At 73.4% G+C, this 14447-nt stretch carries 14 protein-coding genes and 1 riboswitch; of the genes, 12 read left to right on the top strand and 2 right to left on the bottom strand.

All coding sequences use genetic code 11. From position 1 onward, the window contains the following. Positions 1-9 precede the first annotated feature (9 nt). From ACIPM1_RS06315 to ACIPM1_RS06305, 3 genes are all read left to right on the top strand, one after another. Positions 10-645, top strand: coding sequence for an ATP-dependent Clp protease proteolytic subunit (locus tag ACIPM1_RS06315; protein ID WP_402429683.1), 636 nt, complete (start codon positions 10-12; stop codon positions 643-645). A gap of 7 nt (positions 646-652) precedes the next feature. Next, a complete protein-coding gene (locus ACIPM1_RS06310; RefSeq protein WP_402429680.1) occupies positions 653-952 on the top strand; it encodes a hypothetical protein in 300 nt (99 codons plus the stop codon). Positions 953-1334: 382 nt separating this feature from the next. Beyond that, positions 1335-1516, top strand: a riboswitch (cyclic di-AMP (ydaO/yuaA leader). Between the two features lie 3 nt (positions 1517-1519). Further along, positions 1520-1993 carry a C40 family peptidase gene (locus ACIPM1_RS06305; RefSeq protein WP_402429677.1) on the top strand — a complete coding sequence of 158 codons (474 nt, stop codon included), beginning with the start codon at positions 1520-1522 and terminating at the stop codon, positions 1991-1993. A gap of 176 nt (positions 1994-2169) precedes the next feature. Here ACIPM1_RS06305 and ACIPM1_RS06300 read toward each other — a convergent pair whose 3' ends face one another. Beyond that, positions 2170-2634 (bottom strand): ATP-binding protein, encoded by a 465-nt coding sequence (locus ACIPM1_RS06300; protein ID WP_402429674.1) that lies wholly within the window; start codon positions 2632-2634, stop codon positions 2170-2172. A 212-nt stretch (positions 2635-2846) separates the two neighbouring features. Between ACIPM1_RS06300 and ACIPM1_RS06295 the strand changes: the two genes are divergently transcribed. Together ACIPM1_RS06295 and ACIPM1_RS06290 are read left to right on the top strand one after the other, a co-directional pair. After that, positions 2847-3707: a helix-turn-helix domain-containing protein gene (locus ACIPM1_RS06295; RefSeq protein ID WP_402429671.1), complete on the top strand. Its 861-nt coding sequence runs from the start codon at positions 2847-2849 to the stop codon at positions 3705-3707. A gap of 17 nt (positions 3708-3724) precedes the next feature. After that, positions 3725-3949 carry a DUF397 domain-containing protein gene (locus ACIPM1_RS06290; RefSeq protein WP_356180415.1) on the top strand — a complete coding sequence of 75 codons (225 nt, stop codon included), beginning with the start codon at positions 3725-3727 and terminating at the stop codon, positions 3947-3949. 91 nt (positions 3950-4040) lie between these two features. Here the strand turns inward: ACIPM1_RS06290 and ACIPM1_RS06285 are convergent, their stop codons facing one another. Continuing rightward, positions 4041-5168: an 8-amino-7-oxononanoate synthase gene (locus ACIPM1_RS06285; protein WP_402429668.1), complete on the bottom strand. Its 1128-nt coding sequence runs from the start codon at positions 5166-5168 to the stop codon at positions 4041-4043. Positions 5169-5315: 147 nt separating this feature from the next. On the opposite strand from ACIPM1_RS06285, the gene bioB reads away from it, so the two are divergent. The 7 genes from bioB to ACIPM1_RS06250 all read left to right on the top strand — a co-directional run bounded on the left by bioB (position 5316) and on the right by ACIPM1_RS06250 (position 14360). Next, the gene (bioB, locus tag ACIPM1_RS06280; protein ID WP_402429666.1) at positions 5316-6599 is read left to right on the top strand and encodes a biotin synthase BioB; all 1284 of its coding nucleotides are present in this window, start codon (positions 5316-5318) and stop codon (positions 6597-6599) included. Further along, the gene (locus tag ACIPM1_RS06275; protein ID WP_402429663.1) at positions 6592-7881 is read left to right on the top strand and encodes an adenosylmethionine--8-amino-7-oxononanoate transaminase; all 1290 of its coding nucleotides are present in this window, start codon (positions 6592-6594) and stop codon (positions 7879-7881) included. Before bioB ends, ACIPM1_RS06275 begins: the two co-directional genes overlap by 8 nt. A gap of 1 nt (position 7882) precedes the next feature. Beyond that, complete coding sequence (gene bioD / locus ACIPM1_RS06270; RefSeq protein ID WP_402429660.1) at positions 7883-8611, top strand: dethiobiotin synthase; 729 nt, start codon at positions 7883-7885, stop codon at positions 8609-8611. Between the two features lie 382 nt (positions 8612-8993). Further along, a complete protein-coding gene (locus tag ACIPM1_RS06265; protein WP_402429657.1) occupies positions 8994-9695 on the top strand; it encodes a class I SAM-dependent methyltransferase in 702 nt (233 codons plus the stop codon). Between the two features lie 308 nt (positions 9696-10003). Continuing rightward, the gene (locus ACIPM1_RS06260; protein ID WP_402429654.1) at positions 10004-10855 is read left to right on the top strand and encodes an ABC transporter ATP-binding protein; all 852 of its coding nucleotides are present in this window, start codon (positions 10004-10006) and stop codon (positions 10853-10855) included. A 3-nt stretch (positions 10856-10858) separates the two neighbouring features. Next, complete coding sequence (locus tag ACIPM1_RS06255) at positions 10859-13426, top strand: ABC transporter permease (RefSeq protein WP_402429652.1); 2568 nt, start codon at positions 10859-10861, stop codon at positions 13424-13426. Between the two features lie 46 nt (positions 13427-13472). Next, positions 13473-14360 carry an LLM class F420-dependent oxidoreductase gene (locus ACIPM1_RS06250; RefSeq protein ID WP_402429649.1) on the top strand — a complete coding sequence of 296 codons (888 nt, stop codon included), beginning with the start codon at positions 13473-13475 and terminating at the stop codon, positions 14358-14360. Positions 14361-14447 lie beyond the last annotated feature (87 nt).

The raw sequence follows: 14447 nt of genomic DNA, 5'->3' as shown, positions 1-14447 counted from the left end.
GGGTACGTCATGATCCGACCGTCCGCCCGCTACGTCCTGCCGGAGTTCACCGAGCACACCAGTGCCGGCCGGCGGACCCTGGATCCGTACTCCAAGCTGCTCGAGGAGCGGATCGTCCTCCTCGGCACCCCGGTCGACGACACCTCTGCGAACGACGTGGCGGCGCAGTTCGTCCACCTCGAACACCAGTCCCCCGACCGGGACATCTCGCTGTACCTCAACTCCCCCGGCGGCTCGTTCACCGCGGCGACGGCCGTCTACGACACGATGCGCTTCGTGACCTGCGACGTGGAGACGATCTGCCTGGGCCAGGTCGCCTCGTCCGCCGCGCTGCTGCTGGCGGCGGGCACCCCGGGCAAGCGGTACGCGCTGCCGGGCGCGCGCGTGGTCCTCGACCAGCCCGTGCTGCCCGAGCCGATGGAGGGTCAGGCGTCCGACCTGGCCGTCCGGGCCGAGGAGCTGCTGCGGATCCGGGCCCGTCTGGAGGAGCTGCTCGCACGGCACACCGGACGGACGCCCGAGCAGGTGCGCGCGGACCTCGAACGGACGACCATCCTCGACGCCCGGGACGCGCTGGAGTACGGGCTGGTGGACCGGATCGTCGAGAGCCGCAAGGGTCCCGCCGCCGCGCCGGACGCGAGGTGAGCCGCCGGTGCTGCCTCCCGAGCTGCCGCCGCTGCCCGCGCTGACGCGCGCGGAGGCCGAGCTGATCGACCGTTACCTGGACGCCGTCGATCTGCTGGGCCGCGTCAACCCCGCCCGCCACGAGGGCACCTATCGGGCCCTGAGAGCCGCTCAGGCGCTCGTCCGCAAGGCGATCGAGCTGCGCGACGCCCTCGCGCTGATGCACGAGCGGGGCGAGACGGAACTGCACGCGGACACCCTGGCGCGGGCGCTGCGCGTGCTGGACGGCGAGCGGCGCACGTCCCGGGTCACGCTGCCGCCGGACTGACCCGGCGGGCGCCGCCGCGCTCCGCCGGCCGCCATGTCCGCGCTCCGCACCGGACGTTGGCGACAGGCCCGAAACGAGCCGAACGGGTTACCGCCCAACGGCGTAAGCGTCGCTGCTTTTTCCGGGCCCCACGAGTTGCGCGACACGCGCGCCCGGTTGGCGGAACGAGCCCTTCCGGTGCTGGTCCGGGGGTCGTCAGGGGGTGAGACATTCATTCGATCGTGTGGGTGTCCACCCGAACGGGTGAGTGGTGAGTAACAACACAAATCCCCGGTTCCGTTGGGATTTTCGGACATGAGTAGGTGAAGATCCCTGTCTGACGACAAGCCCCCGCCACACCGGCGGGGCGGTCCGGGCGGACGCCGAGTCCTGCCGCCGCCCGGATGACCGGTCGACAGAAGTGCATCGGCAGGAGTGGAGGACCCAGGCACGACGGGTCGCCGGAACGGTCACACCATGGCCGGGCCGAGCAGCCCTTGGGGTGAAGCCGCGGCAACGCGGCCGGGCTACTTCGCCAGCCCGAATCCGACAGGTCATCCTTCACAGGCGGTTGACGAAGGGTTGCGCATGACTGCGCTCAATCGTGTCCCGTCGCTGATGGCCCGGGCCGGCACCGCCTCGGCGCTGACCATCGCCGCCGTGGGCGGCTCCATCGTGGTCCCGGGTGTCGCCACCGACGCCGCTGCCGCCACGACGGCGACGAAGGCCCTCCAGGTCGCGGCCTCCAAGAAGGGCGCCCCCTACAAGTGGGGCGCGTCGGGCCCGCGGAGGTTCGACTGCTCGGGGCTGACGCTCTACTCGTTCAAGAAGGCGGGCAAGAAGCTGCCCCGCACCGCCTCCCAGCAGTACAACAAGACCCACCACATCTCCGCGAGGAGCCGCCGGGCCGGGGACCTGGTGTTCTTCCACTCGGGCTCGAACGTGTACCACGTCGGCATCTACGCGGGTCACAACAAGATCTGGCACGCACCGAAGTCCGGGGACGTGGTGAGGCTGGAGAAGATCTGGACGAAGAGCGTCTGGTACGGGCGGGTCAGCTGACCCTCTGGACACGGTGACGGCGCCCCGGGCGCCGTCACCACCCACCGGGGCGCCCGGCGCCCCGGCTCCGCCACGGGCCGCGCCGGCTCCTCCGCACGGTGTCCGCGGACCCTGCCGGGCCCAGCCCCGCAAGTCCCCCGGTGGGCCCGCTCCGTCAGGCCCCGCAGGACGCCGCCCTACGGCTCCTGCTGACCGGCGGCCGGGACCGGCCCCGGACGGACCCGCGCCGTCCACGGAAGCTCGACGCAGACGGTCTTGCCGCCCTCGCGGGTGCGCCGCACCGTCAGACTGCCACCGCACTCGACGGTGAGCCACCGGATGATCACCATGCCCCGGCCGTTGTCCTGTTGGACGGCGGCCGGCAGCCGTTTCGGGAGCCGCGGGTGGCTGTCGGTGACCCCGATGCGCAACTGCTCCTCGCGGGCGAGCACCAGGTCCACCGTGAAGGTGGGCGACTGCCCGAGCGTGTGCTGAACGGCGTTGGTGGCGAGTTCGGACACCATGAGACGGACGGTGTCTGCGGTCTCCGAGTCCGACGACAGACCCCACTCCGCCAGGGTGCCCACCACGAAGGCGCGGGCCGCGGCGACCGAGGCCGGATCGCTCGGCAGAGTGACGGATGCTTCCAGATGGTCTGCCATGGCGACGTCGTCCCTTTCCCACGGGACCGCAGTCCGACACGGAGCGGATGGTTCGAGTACGGTCCCGGACTGGTGCTTCGTCGTCAGACTGCCATTACCGCGTCGTTCGCGGTGGCGATCCACCAGGATATGCATATATCTGTCGCTCGAAGCGGTGAACTCTGCCACGGCAGAGCGTATTTGGGCGGCCCGGAGGGAGTAGGTGGGAGCGCATGCAGAACGGTCCCGCGGTGCGCCGTCGGAAACTGGGCGCCGAACTGCGCGCGCTGCGCACCGGTGCGGGTCTCACCAGCGGTGAGGCGGCCCGGATGGTGGGCTGGCACCAGTCGAAGGTCAGCCGGATCGAGACCGGCGCCAGCGGGGTCAAACCGGCCGACGTGCGGTTGCTCCTGGACGCGTACGCCGTCGCGGACGCCCAGCTGCGCGAGCTGCTGATGGCGCTGGCCGGGTCGGAGGACCGCGGCGGCAGGCATCACTGGTGGCACGCGTACCGCGGGGTACTCCCGTCCACCTACCGGGACTTCATCAGCCTGGAGTCCCAGGCGAGCGGGATGCGCACCCTGGAGACCTCGGTCGTCCCCGGACTGCTCCAGACCCCCGAGTACGCCCGCGCGGTGACCCGCGCCGCCGTCGAGGGGCTCGACGACGAGCGGCTGGACGCGCTGGTGGAGGTGCGGCTGGCCCGGCAGGACGTGCTGCGCGCCCGGCCGCCGCTGGAACTGGCGGCGGTACTGGACGAGGCCGTGCTGCGCCGGGAGGTCGGAGGGCCCGAGGTGATGGCGCGGCAGCTGAACCGGCTGGTGGAGGCGGCGCGGTTGCCCCAAGTACGGCTCCAGGTACTGCCGTTCGGCGCCGGCGCGCACATCGGCATCACCGGACCTTTCGTTATCTTCTCGTTCCTGAGCACTTCTGATCTAGATGTGGTTGTTCTCGACCACCTGACGAGTAGCCTCTATCTCGAACGGAAAGAAGACCTAGAGGCCTACACCGAGGCCTTCAACACCCTTCGGATCCACGCCCTTTCCCCCGAGGACTCGTTGGATTTCATCGCCGCGATGGGTGAGGGCGCATAACAGCGCTGGGAGGCATCATGTCCGCTCTGCCTCGGAACGTCCCCTCCAGTACCGATCTGCACGGCGTGCGATGGCTGCGCAGCAGCTACAGCACGGGAGCGAACAACTGCGTCGAGACGGCCACGCCGCGCTCCGGCCCCGAAGCCGGAGTGCTCGCCGTGCGCGACTCGAAGGACCCGGCCGGGCCCGCGCTGCTCTTCTCCCCCGAGAGCTGGGCGGGGTTCCTCACCGCGCTGCGGTGACGGCCCCCGGTACACCCCCGACGTAGACCCCGTACCCCCGAACCGACTGACCACATCCGCATCGCGCGAGAAACGGCCGTGTCACGCCGACTCATGGTCGCGTCTCTCCGATCACCCGAACAGCGCGTTCGATCTGCGCCGCGGAGAGGTCCGCGCGGGCGGTCAGCCTGAGCCGTGAGATGCCGTCGGGCACGGAAGGAGGACGGAAGCAGCCCACGGCCAGGCCCGCCGCCCGGCAGTCGGCCGCCCACTGCACGGCCGCCTCCGGGGAGGGCGCCCTTACGGAGACGACCGCGGCGTCCGGACGCACCGCCCGATGGCCCTCGGCGGTCAGGCGGGCGTGCAGCTCGGCCGCCACCGCACGCGCCCGCGCCGCCCGCTCCGGCTCCCGGCGCAGCAGCCGCAGCGCCGCCAGGGCGCCACCCACCGCCGCGGGGGCGAGCCCGGTGTCGAAGATGAACGTGCGCGCCGCGTTGACCAGATGCTCGATCACCCGGGCGGGCCCGAGCACGGCGCCGCCCTGGCTGCCGAGCGACTTGGACAGCGTGACCGTCACGACCACGTCGCCGTCGCCCGCGAGTCCCCCCGCGTGCGCGGCGCCGCGCCCACCGGCTCCGAGCACGCCCAGGCCGTGCGCGTCGTCGACGACCAGCCCGGCGCCGTGCTCCCGGCAGGCCGCGGCGAGCCCGGCCAGCGGGGCCGCGTCGCCGTCGACCGAGAAGACGGTGTCCGACACGACCACCGCGGGCCCGTCGTGCGTGCCCAGGGCCTTGCGCACGGCCTCCGGGTCGGCGTGCTCCACGACCTGTGTGGTGCCGCGGGCCAGCCGGCAGCCGTCGATCAGCGAGGCGTGGTTGCCCGCGTCGGAGACGATCAGCGAGCCGTGCGGGGCGAGCGCGGTGACCGCGGCGAGGTTGGCGGCGTACCCGGAGGAGAAGACCAGCGCCGCCTCGAAGCCGCAGAAGTCGGCCAGTTCCCGTTCGAGTTCGGTGTGCAGCTCGGTGGTGCCGGTGACCAGCCGCGAGCCGGTGGCGCCGCCGCCCCAGACACGGGCCGCGGCCGCCGCCCCCTCCGTGACCTCCCGGTGGTGCGCCAGCCCAAGGTAGTCGTTGCTCGCGAGGTCCAGCAGCGTCGACTCGGCCGGACGGGGCCGCAGGGTCCGGACGAGTCCGGCGCGGCGGCGCGCCCGGGCCTGCTCGTCGATCCAGCCGAACGCCATGGGTCCTCCGGGGCTTTTGTAGGCAGTGGACAGACCCTAGCGGCACGGCCGACACCCCATGGTGTGGCAATACCCACACGTCGATCCGTCTCTGTTGTGCAAACTCTCCTTGGCCCCGGGCACTCCCGTAGGACAGGATCGGCTCTCATGGACCTGCTGAACACGCTGGTGGACAAGGGGCTTCGGCGCGAGCTGCCGACCCGCGAGGAAGCTCTGGCCGTGCTGGCCACCTCCGACGACGACCTGCTCGATGTGGTGGCCGCGGCCGGAAAGGTACGCCGCCACTGGTTCGGCCGACGGGTGAAACTCAACTATCTCGTCAACCTCAAGTCCGGCCTGTGCCCCGAGGACTGCTCCTACTGCTCCCAGCGGCTCGGTTCCAAGGCGGACATCCTCAAGTACACCTGGCTCAAGCCGGACGAGGCGTCCCAGGCCGCCGCCGCCGGGCTGGCCGGGGGCGCCAAGCGGGTCTGCCTCGTGGCGAGCGGGCGCGGCCCGACGGACCGGGACGTGGACCGGGTCTCCCAGACCATCAAGGCCATCAAGGACCAGAACGAGGGCGTCGAGGTGTGCGCCTGCCTCGGCCTGCTCTCCGACGGCCAGGCCGAGCGGCTGCGCGAGGCCGGCGCCGACGCCTACAACCACAACCTCAACACCTCCGAGGCGACGTACGGCGACATCACCACCACCCACACCTACGCCGACCGGGTGGACACGGTGCAGAAGGCGCACGCGGCCGGGCTGTCCGCATGCTCCGGTCTGATCGCCGGCATGGGCGAGAGCGACGAGGACCTCGTCGACGTGGTCTTCTCGCTGCGCGCACTGGACCCGGACTCCGTTCCGGTGAACTTCCTGATCCCGTTCGAGGGCACCCCGCTCGCCCAGGAGTGGAACCTCAGCCCGCAGCGCTGCCTGCGGATCCTGGCCATGACGCGGTTCGTCTGCCCGGACGTGGAGGTGCGCATCGCGGGCGGCCGCGAGGTCCATCTGCGCAGCATGCAGCCGCTGGCCCTGCACCTGGCCAACTCCATCTTCCTCGGCGACTACCTCACCAGCGAGGGCCAGGCGGGCAAGGCCGACCTGGAGATGATCGCGGACGCCGGATTCGAGGTGGAGGGCGCCGAGCAGGTCACGCTGCCGGAGCACCGCGCGACGGCCGGCGGCGGCTGCGGCTCGCACGAGGGCGCGGGCGCGGGCTGCGGTGCGCACGCGGGTGCCGGGCACGAGTCCGGCGAGGGCGTGGACGCGGGCGCGGGCTGCGGGCCCCGGGAAGGCGCCGGATGCGGTTCGCACGAGGGCGCCGGGTGCGGCTCCCACGAGGGCGGCGGGGTCTGCGGTTCCGCGCCGGCGCCGGCCGCCGGTGAGCCGCGCACCGACCTGGTCGCCGTACGCCGCCGCGGGGCCGGAACGGACCTCGCGCCCAATGCCTGATCCGTCCGGCCTGCGCGTGCCCGACCTGCTGGAGCTGGACCGGCGGCACGTGTGGCATCCGTACGGTCCGATGCCCGGCCGCCAGGAGCCCCTGGTCGTGGAGTCGGCGAGCGGGGTGCGGCTGACGCTCGCCGACGGCGCGGGCGAACTGGTCGACGGCATGTCGTCGTGGTGGTCCGCGATCCACGGCTACAACCACCCGGTGCTCAACGAGGCGGCCCGCGGTCAGTTGGCGCGGATGAGTCATGTGATGTTCGGCGGGCTCACCCACGAGCCCGCCGTCCGGCTCGCGAAGCTCCTTGTCGACATGTCGCCGGAGGGGCTCGAGCACGTCTTCCTCGCCGACTCCGGTTCGGTGTCGGTCGAGGTGGCGGCCAAGATGTGCCTGCAGTACTGGCGCTCGCTCGGCCGCCCGGACAAGCGGCGGCTGCTCACCTGGCGGGGCGGCTACCACGGCGACACCTGGCAGCCGATGTCCGTGTGCGACCCCGAGGGCGGGATGCACGAGCTGTGGACCGGGGTGCTGCCGCGTCAGGTGTTCGCGGACGCGCCCCCGGCCGGCTACGAGGAGGCCTACGCAGCCCATCTGCGCGAGCTGATCGAACGGCACGCCCACGAGCTGGCCGCCGTCGTCGTCGAACCGGTGGTGCAGGGCGCGGGCGGGATGCGGTTCCACTCCCCCGCCTATCTGCGGGTGCTGCGCGAGGCGTGCGACGCCCACGACGTCCTGCTGGTGTTCGACGAGATCGCGACCGGGTTCGGGCGGACCGGTGCCCTGTTCGCGGCGGAGCACGCGGCCGTGACACCGGACGTGATGTGTGTGGGCAAGGCGCTGACCGGTGGCTATCTGACGATGGCGGCCACCCTGTGCACCGCGCGCGTGGCCGACGGGATCTCGCGCGGCGAGGTGCCGGTGCTGGCGCACGGCCCGACCTTCATGGGCAATCCGCTGGCGGCGGCCGTGGCGTGCGCGTCGATCGAGCTGCTGCTCGGCCAGGACTGGCGGGCGGAGGTCAAGCGCATCGAGGCGGGACTGCGGGACGGGCTCGCTCCCGCCGCGGAGCTCGAAGGAGTCCGCGACGTACGGGTCCTGGGCGCCATCGGGGTGGTGCAGCTCGACCACGACGTCGACATGGCGGCGGCGACGCGGGCCGCGGTGCGCGAGGGCGTGTGGCTGCGGCCCTTCCGGGACCTGATCTACACGATGCCGCCGTACGTCACGGACGACGCGGATCTGGCACGCGTCGCGCGCGCGGTGTGCGCGGCGGTGCGGGAGGGATGACATGCCGGTACTGGTGATCACGGGCACGGGCACGGAGGTCGGCAAGACGGTCACGACGGCCGCCGTGGCCGCCGCCGCGGTCGCGGCGGGCCGGTCGGTGGCCGTGCTCAAGGCCGCCCAGACGGGCGTGGGGCCGGGCGAGCGCGGCGACGCCGACGAGGTGGCGCGGCTGGCGGGGCGGGTGACGGCCCGCGAACTCGCCCGCTACCCCGAGCCGTTGGCGCCCGCGACGGCGGCGCGGCGGTCCGGGCGGACGCCGGTCCGTCCGCAGGAGGTGGCCGAGGCCGCCGCCAAGCTGGCCACCGAGCACGACCTTGTCCTGGTCGAGGGCGCGGGCGGACTGCTCGTACGGTTCGACGCGGCGGGCGGCACGCTCGCGGACGCGGCACGGCTGCTGCGGGCGCCGGTCCTCGTCGTCGCGTCGGCCGGACTGGGCACGCTGAACACCACGGAGCTGACGGCGCGTGAACTGCGGACCCGGGAGCTGGACCTGCTCGGCGTGGTGATCGGCAGCTGGCCCGGGGAACCCGACCTCGCCTCGCGCTGCAACCTCGCCGACCTGCCCCAGGTGGCCGGAGCGCCCCTGCTCGGCGCGCTGCCCGAGGGCGCCGGCGCCCTCCCCCCCGACGCCTTCCGGACGGCGGCCCCGAACTGGCTGGCGCCCCGTCTCAACGGCCGCTGGGAGGCGGAGTCCTTCACGACGCGGGAGGCACCGGCGCCGTTGGCCTAGCGGGGCTCCCGCCTCAGGGGCGCGGGTACCGGCGGGCCCCTCGTCCCCGAGGCGCCGGTACGCGAGGCGAGGGACGCCCGGGCCGTTGGCGTCGCCGGGTTCCCGCACCCGGCGAGGCAAGGCACGGCCGGGCGTTCGTCCGGAAGACACCGGTACGGCGGGGCGTCCTCCCAGGAGCCCCTGTACAGGCGGGCGTTCGCCTCGGAGCCGTCGGCCCGTGCGGCCCGGCGGGCCGGTGGGTCCGAGGGAGCTCGCGGTCGCGCGGGCGCGGCGGTCGTTTCGGGCCCGTCCGTCCGTGCGGACGGAGGGGCGTACGGACGGGCGTGCGGCGCCGCCGTGCGGGGGAGAATCTCCGTAGCCCCGTCCTGTCCGGGAGGTCGCCATGCGGCTGCGGTCCACCGGTTCCGGCAAGCCGGCCCGGGATCCCGTCCACCATCCGCTGTTCGCCCGCTACTACGCCCGCGCCAGCGTGGCCGCCGAGACCCGGCTGGGCATGGCCGGGATGCGCGAGAGGCTGCTCGCCGGGCTGACCGGGCGGGTCCTCGAGATCGGCGCGGGCAACGGCCTGAACTTCGCGCACTATCCGGGCACGGTCTCGGAGGTCGTCGCGATCGAACCGGAACGCCTGCTGCGGCAGCACGCCGTGCGGGCCGCGCTGCGCGCCGACGTCCCGGTCGACGTGGTGCCGGGCGCCGCGGAGGCCCTGCCGGTGAAGAGCGAGGCCTTCGACGCGGTGGTGCTCGCGCTGGTGCTGTGCAGTGTGCGCGACGTGCCGCGCGCCCTCGCCGAGGCGCGGCGGGTGCTGCGGCCGGGCGGCGAGGTGCGGTTCTTCGAGCACGGCAGGGGCGGCGGCCGGGTCATGAGGCTCACCCAGCGGGCGCTGGACCGCACCCTGTGGCCGCCGCTGAGCGGTGGCTGCCATCTGGCCCGCGACCCGGTCGCCGCCCTGCGCGACGCCGGGTTCCGTCTCGGCCCCTACCGCCGGGTGCTGATGCCGGAGAAGGGCCCGGCGCTGCCGACCTCGTACTGCGTGCTGGGCACCGCCTGGCGTCCCGAAGCCGGCACACTCACCGCCCGGGCCTGACCACGGAGCCCGGCCGCCACGGCTGCTCCGGGCACCCGGCCGCCGCCCTCGTCGTCCGCTCCGCCCCTCGGCGCGGACGGCGTCGCCATGCCCCGTACCGCTGAACGCGAACGGCATCGTCGTGCCCGTACCGCGGGGCGCGAGCGGCGTCGTGGTCCACCGTGCCCCAGAGCGCGCCCGGCGTGGTGCCCCCCGTACCCTCGCGCGCCGGCGCGCCGCTCCTGGCCGGCAACCGACCGCCTCGGCTCAACGGGGGATACCGAGCGTGGCCCCGGTCACACTACGCTCGGCCGGGGACAAAGCAGTACATGAGCCAGAACGTGCAGGGTCGCAGGATCACCGAGGAGGCCGCCGTGCCCACACCCGCTGCGCCGGACGGGGCGCCGGCCGACCGGATCGCGGCCCGCGCCCGAGGTATGACCAAGGCGTACGGCTCGGGGGAGACCACCGTGCTCGCGCTGGACTCGGTGGACGTGGACATCGCGCGCGGGAGGTTCACCGCGGTCATGGGCCCGTCCGGCTCCGGGAAGTCCACCCTGATGCACTGCCTGGCCGGGCTCGACACCGTGTCGGCGGGGCAGGTGTGGCTCGGCGGCACCGAGATCACGGGGCTGAAGGACCGCGAACTGACCCGGCTGCGGCGGGACCGGATCGGGTTCATGTTCCAGTCGTTCAACCTCATCCCCACGCTGAACGCGCTGGAGAACATCACCCTGCCGATGGACATCGCGGGCAAGCGGCCCGATCCGAAGTGGCTGGACCAGGTCATCGACACGCTGGGCCTGCGGGACCGGCTCGCGCACCGGCCCGCCCAGCTCTCCGGCGGCCAGCAGCAGCGCGTCGCCTGCGCGCGGGCGCTCGCCTCGCGCCCCGAGCTGATCTTCGCGGACGAGCCCACCGGAAACCTCGACTCGCGGGCCGGTCTCGAGGTGCTCGGCTTCCTGCGCGACGCCGTCGACCGACTCGGCCAGACGGTCGTCATGGTGACCCACGACCCGGGCGCCGCCGCCCACTCCGACCTGGTGCTCTTCCTCGCCGACGGACGGATCGTGGACGAGATGGAGCATCCGACGGCGGAGGCGGTGCTGGAGCGGATGAAGCGGTTCGACGTGATCCGGGGCCGGCTCGACGGAGACGCCGCCGTCCCCGAGGAGGCCTGACCCGTGCTCAAGGCGACGCTCCGCAGCTTCCTCGCCCACAAGGGGCGCCTGCTGCTCTCGGCCCTGGCCGTGATCCTGTCCGTGGCGTTCGTCGCGGGCAGCCTGATCTTCTCCGACACGGTCGCCCGCACCTTCGACCGGCTGTTCGCCTCGACCTCCGCCGATGTGACGGTGGAGCCGAAGCGGGACCTGAGGTCGTCCGTGCCGACCGGCGCGGTGCAGACCGTGCCCGCCGCGCTCGCCGGGGGGCTGGCGAAGGTCGACGGGGTCGCGGCGACCCATGTGGACGCGGCGATCCAGAACGTGGTGGTGGTCAACAGCGGGAACAAGCCCGTCGGGCCGACCACGGGAGCCCCGACCATCGCCTCGAACTGGGAGCCCACCCGGCGCAGCCCGGTCCGGCTGACCTCGGGTCATGCCCCGCGCGGCGGCGGTGAGGCCCTCCTGGACGCCGACACGGCCCGGCACCAGAGCGTGCGGATCGGGGACATGCTGACGGTGCAGGCGCCGCCGGGCACCTTCCGGGTGCGGGTGGTCGGCATCGCCACCTTCACCACCACCAACCCCGGCGCCGCCCGGCTCTTCCTCGACACGCCGACCGCGCAGACCCGGCTGCTCGGCTCCCCGGACCGGGCCACGAGCATCTCGGTCGACGCGGCGAAGGGGGTCACCGACGCCGAACTCAAGAGCCGCCTCGCCGCGGCGGTCGGCAGCGGCGCCTACGACCTGCGGACGGCCGCCGAGCACGCCAAGTCGGCCGCCGCCGACCTCGGCGGGTTCCTCAAGGTCATCAAGTACGTCATGCTCGGCTTCGCCGGGATCGCGGTGCTCGTCGGCATCTTCCTGATCGTCAACACCTTCTCGATGCTGATCGCCCAGCGCACACGCGAGCTGGGCCTGCTGCGCGCCCTGGGGGCCGACCGGCGGCAGGTGCGCCGGTCGGTGCTGACCGAGGCGGTGCTGCTCGGCCTGGTCGGCTCGACGCTGGGCCTCGGGGCCGGCATCGGGCTGGCGGCCGGGCTGATCAGGCTCATGGGCGCCTTCGGCATGAACCTGAAGACCACCGAGATGGTCATCGGGTGGACCACTCCCCTCGCCGCGTACGTGGTCGGCGTCGGCGTCACCTTCGTGGCGGCCTATCTCCCGGCCCGGCGCGCCGCGGCGGTCTCCCCCATGGCCGCCCTGGCGGAAGCCGAGGTCGCCGGTGTGGGGCGCCCGTTGCGGGTACGGGCGGTGGTCGGCGCCGTCCTCGGGGCGGTCGGCGCGGCCGCGCTGGCGGGCTGTGCCCTGGCCGGCCGGACCGCCACCGCCGCCTCCCTGCTGGGACTCGGGGTCGTCCTCACCCTCGTCGCGACCGTGGTCGCCGGGCCGCTCCTGGTCCGTCCGCTGATCCGGGTGCTGGGCGGGGCGTTCCCCGCGCTGTTCGGCTCGATCGGCCGGATGAGCCAGCGCAACGCCCTGCGCAATCCGCGCCGTACGGGCGCCACCGCGGCCGCGCTGATGGTCGGCCTGGCCCTAGTCGGCGGGATGTCGGTGGCCAGCGCCTCGATGAACCGGTCCTTCGACCACCAGATCGACAAGACGCTCGGTGCCGACTTCGTGGTGCAGAACCGCAACTTCCTGCCGTTCTCGCGGGAGGTCACCGACCGGGTGCGCGGCACCCGGGGCGTCGGCACGGTCGTACGGCAGCGGTTCGCGGCGGTGGCGGTGCGGCTGCCGGACGGCAGCCGGGTGGAGACGACCGCGTCCGGGTACGACCCGCGACTGGACGCCGTCGCCCACCTCACGTACGCGGCCGGTGACACAGCGGCCGCGCTGGCCGGCGGGCACGTCGCCATGGACTCCGGTTTCGCGCGCAAGCACCGGGTGCGGCTGGGCAGTGTGCTGCCCTTCGAGTTCCAGGGCGGACGCCGTACGCGGCTGACCGTGAGCGCGCTGACCGACCAGGGCGACGCCGAGGGGTTCGGCGTGCAGGGTGGGGTGTACTTCGGCCTGGACACGGTGGAGAGGTTCGTGCCGGGCACGCCGGACGCGGCCCTGTACGTGAACGCCGCCCCCGGCACGGGCGCGGGTGAGCTGCGCTCCCGGCTGGAGAGGACCCTCGCCGGGTATCCGCAGGTGCAGGTCCGCGACCAGGCCGACTACAAGAAGCTGGTGCACGACCAGATCGCGGTGTTGCTCTACCTCGTCTACGCACTGCTGGGGCTGGCGATCGTGATCGCGGTGCTGGGCGTGGTGAACACCCTCGCCCTGTCGGTGGTGGAGCGGACCCGGGAGATCGGGCTGCTGCGCGCCATCGGGCTCGCCCGCCGGCAGCTGCGCCGGATGATCCGGCTGGAGTCGGTGGTGATCGCGGTGTTCGGCGCGGTGCTCGGGCTGGGGCTGGGGCTGGTCTGGGGCCTGTGCGTCCAGCGGGTGCTGGCGCTGCAGGGCATGAAGGCGCTGGCGATCCCGTGGGGGACGATCGTGGCGGTGGTGATCGGTTCGGCGGTCGTCGGGGTGGTGGCGGCCCTGCTGCCCGCCTTGCGTGCGTCGCGCATGAATGTGCTGGCGGCCATCGCACACGAGTGATGGAATCACGGCGGAAGCCGAAATCGCCTGTCACCGGGGGAAGTTCATGCCGCGTCCGTTCCGCTTCGGGGTCAATCTGCTGGAGTCCGCGCCCGGCCGCGAGTGGCGGGCCAAGTGCCGCCGGGCGGAGGAGCTCGGCTACGACGTGATCCTGGTCCCCGACCACCTGGGGATGCCGGCGCCCTTCCCGGCGCTGGTGGCCGCCGCCGAGGCGACCGATCGACCGCGGCTGGGCACGTTCGTGCTCAACGCCGGCTTGTGGAATCCGGCGCTGCTGGCCCGCGAGGTCGCGACGACCGACGCGCTGACGGGCGGCCGCCTCGAACTGGGCCTGGGCACCGGATACGTACAGGCGGAGCACGAGAGGGCCGCGCTGCCCTGGGGCTCCCCGCGCGAACGCGTCGACCACCTGCGGCACACGGTCGAGGAGCTGGGCCGGCTGCTCGGCTCCGCGGAGCACCGGCCGCGGCCGGTCCAGCGGCCCGGGGTTCCGCTGCTGATCGGCGCCAACGGGGACCGGATGCTGCGCCTGGCCGCCGAGCACGCCGACATCGCGGCGTTCACGGGCGCGCGGGCGGTGCCGGGCAGCGCCTCCGGGCAGCTCGACCCGCTCTCCGCCGAGGAGCTCGACGAGCGCGTGGCGCGCTACCGGGAGTTCGCGGCCGGCCGCGCGGAGCCCGCGGAGCTCAACCTGCTGCTCCAGCAGGTCGTCGTCACCGGCGACCCCGAGGCCGCGGTCCGCCCGCTCCTCGAACGGCTCCCGCACCTGACCGCGGATCAGGTGCTGGCCCTGCCCATCGTCCTGATCGGCACCCTGGAGGAGATCACCGGGCGGCTGCGGGCGCACCGCGAGCGGTTCGGCTTCTCGTACCTGACGGTCCTGGAGCCGTCCATGGAGGCCTTCGCCCCGGTCCTCCGGGCCCTGCGGGACTGAACCGGACCGAGGCCGGACACTTCTTTGCCCATCCTTTACCCTTGGAGGATCACTCGGTTCTCCATGAAAGGTTGTGAGCGTCCGCCG

Origin of the sequence: Streptomyces sp. NPDC086766 (genome assembly GCF_044746005.1) — a bacterium.
Lineage (GTDB): Bacteria > Actinomycetota > Actinomycetes > Streptomycetales > Streptomycetaceae > Streptomyces.
Note: the sequence above shows the minus strand (reverse complement) of the source record. Positions and strands in the feature narration are given on the sequence as shown.

Coding starts and splice junctions, on each gene's coding strand:
- bioD (WP_402429660.1), top strand. CDS start 7,883: ATGCCGGTACTGGTGATCACGGGCACGGGCACGGAGGTCGGCAAGACG.
- ACIPM1_RS06250 (WP_402429649.1), top strand. CDS start 13,473: ATGCCGCGTCCGTTCCGCTTCGGGGTCAATCTGCTGGAGTCCGCGCCC.
- bioB (WP_402429666.1), top strand. CDS start 5,316: ATGGACCTGCTGAACACGCTGGTGGACAAGGGGCTTCGGCGCGAGCTG.
- ACIPM1_RS06290 (WP_356180415.1), top strand. CDS start 3,725: ATGTCCGCTCTGCCTCGGAACGTCCCCTCCAGTACCGATCTGCACGGC.
- ACIPM1_RS06295 (WP_402429671.1), top strand. CDS start 2,847: ATGCAGAACGGTCCCGCGGTGCGCCGTCGGAAACTGGGCGCCGAACTG.
- ACIPM1_RS06285 (WP_402429668.1), bottom strand. CDS start 5,168: ATGGCGTTCGGCTGGATCGACGAGCAGGCCCGGGCGCGCCGCCGCGCC.
- ACIPM1_RS06265 (WP_402429657.1), top strand. CDS start 8,994: ATGCGGCTGCGGTCCACCGGTTCCGGCAAGCCGGCCCGGGATCCCGTC.
- ACIPM1_RS06260 (WP_402429654.1), top strand. CDS start 10,004: ATGAGCCAGAACGTGCAGGGTCGCAGGATCACCGAGGAGGCCGCCGTG.
- ACIPM1_RS06275 (WP_402429663.1), top strand. CDS start 6,592: ATGCCTGATCCGTCCGGCCTGCGCGTGCCCGACCTGCTGGAGCTGGAC.
- ACIPM1_RS06305 (WP_402429677.1), top strand. CDS start 1,520: ATGACTGCGCTCAATCGTGTCCCGTCGCTGATGGCCCGGGCCGGCACC.
- ACIPM1_RS06315 (WP_402429683.1), top strand. CDS start 10: ATGATCCGACCGTCCGCCCGCTACGTCCTGCCGGAGTTCACCGAGCAC.
- ACIPM1_RS06300 (WP_402429674.1), bottom strand. CDS start 2,634: ATGGCAGACCATCTGGAAGCATCCGTCACTCTGCCGAGCGATCCGGCC.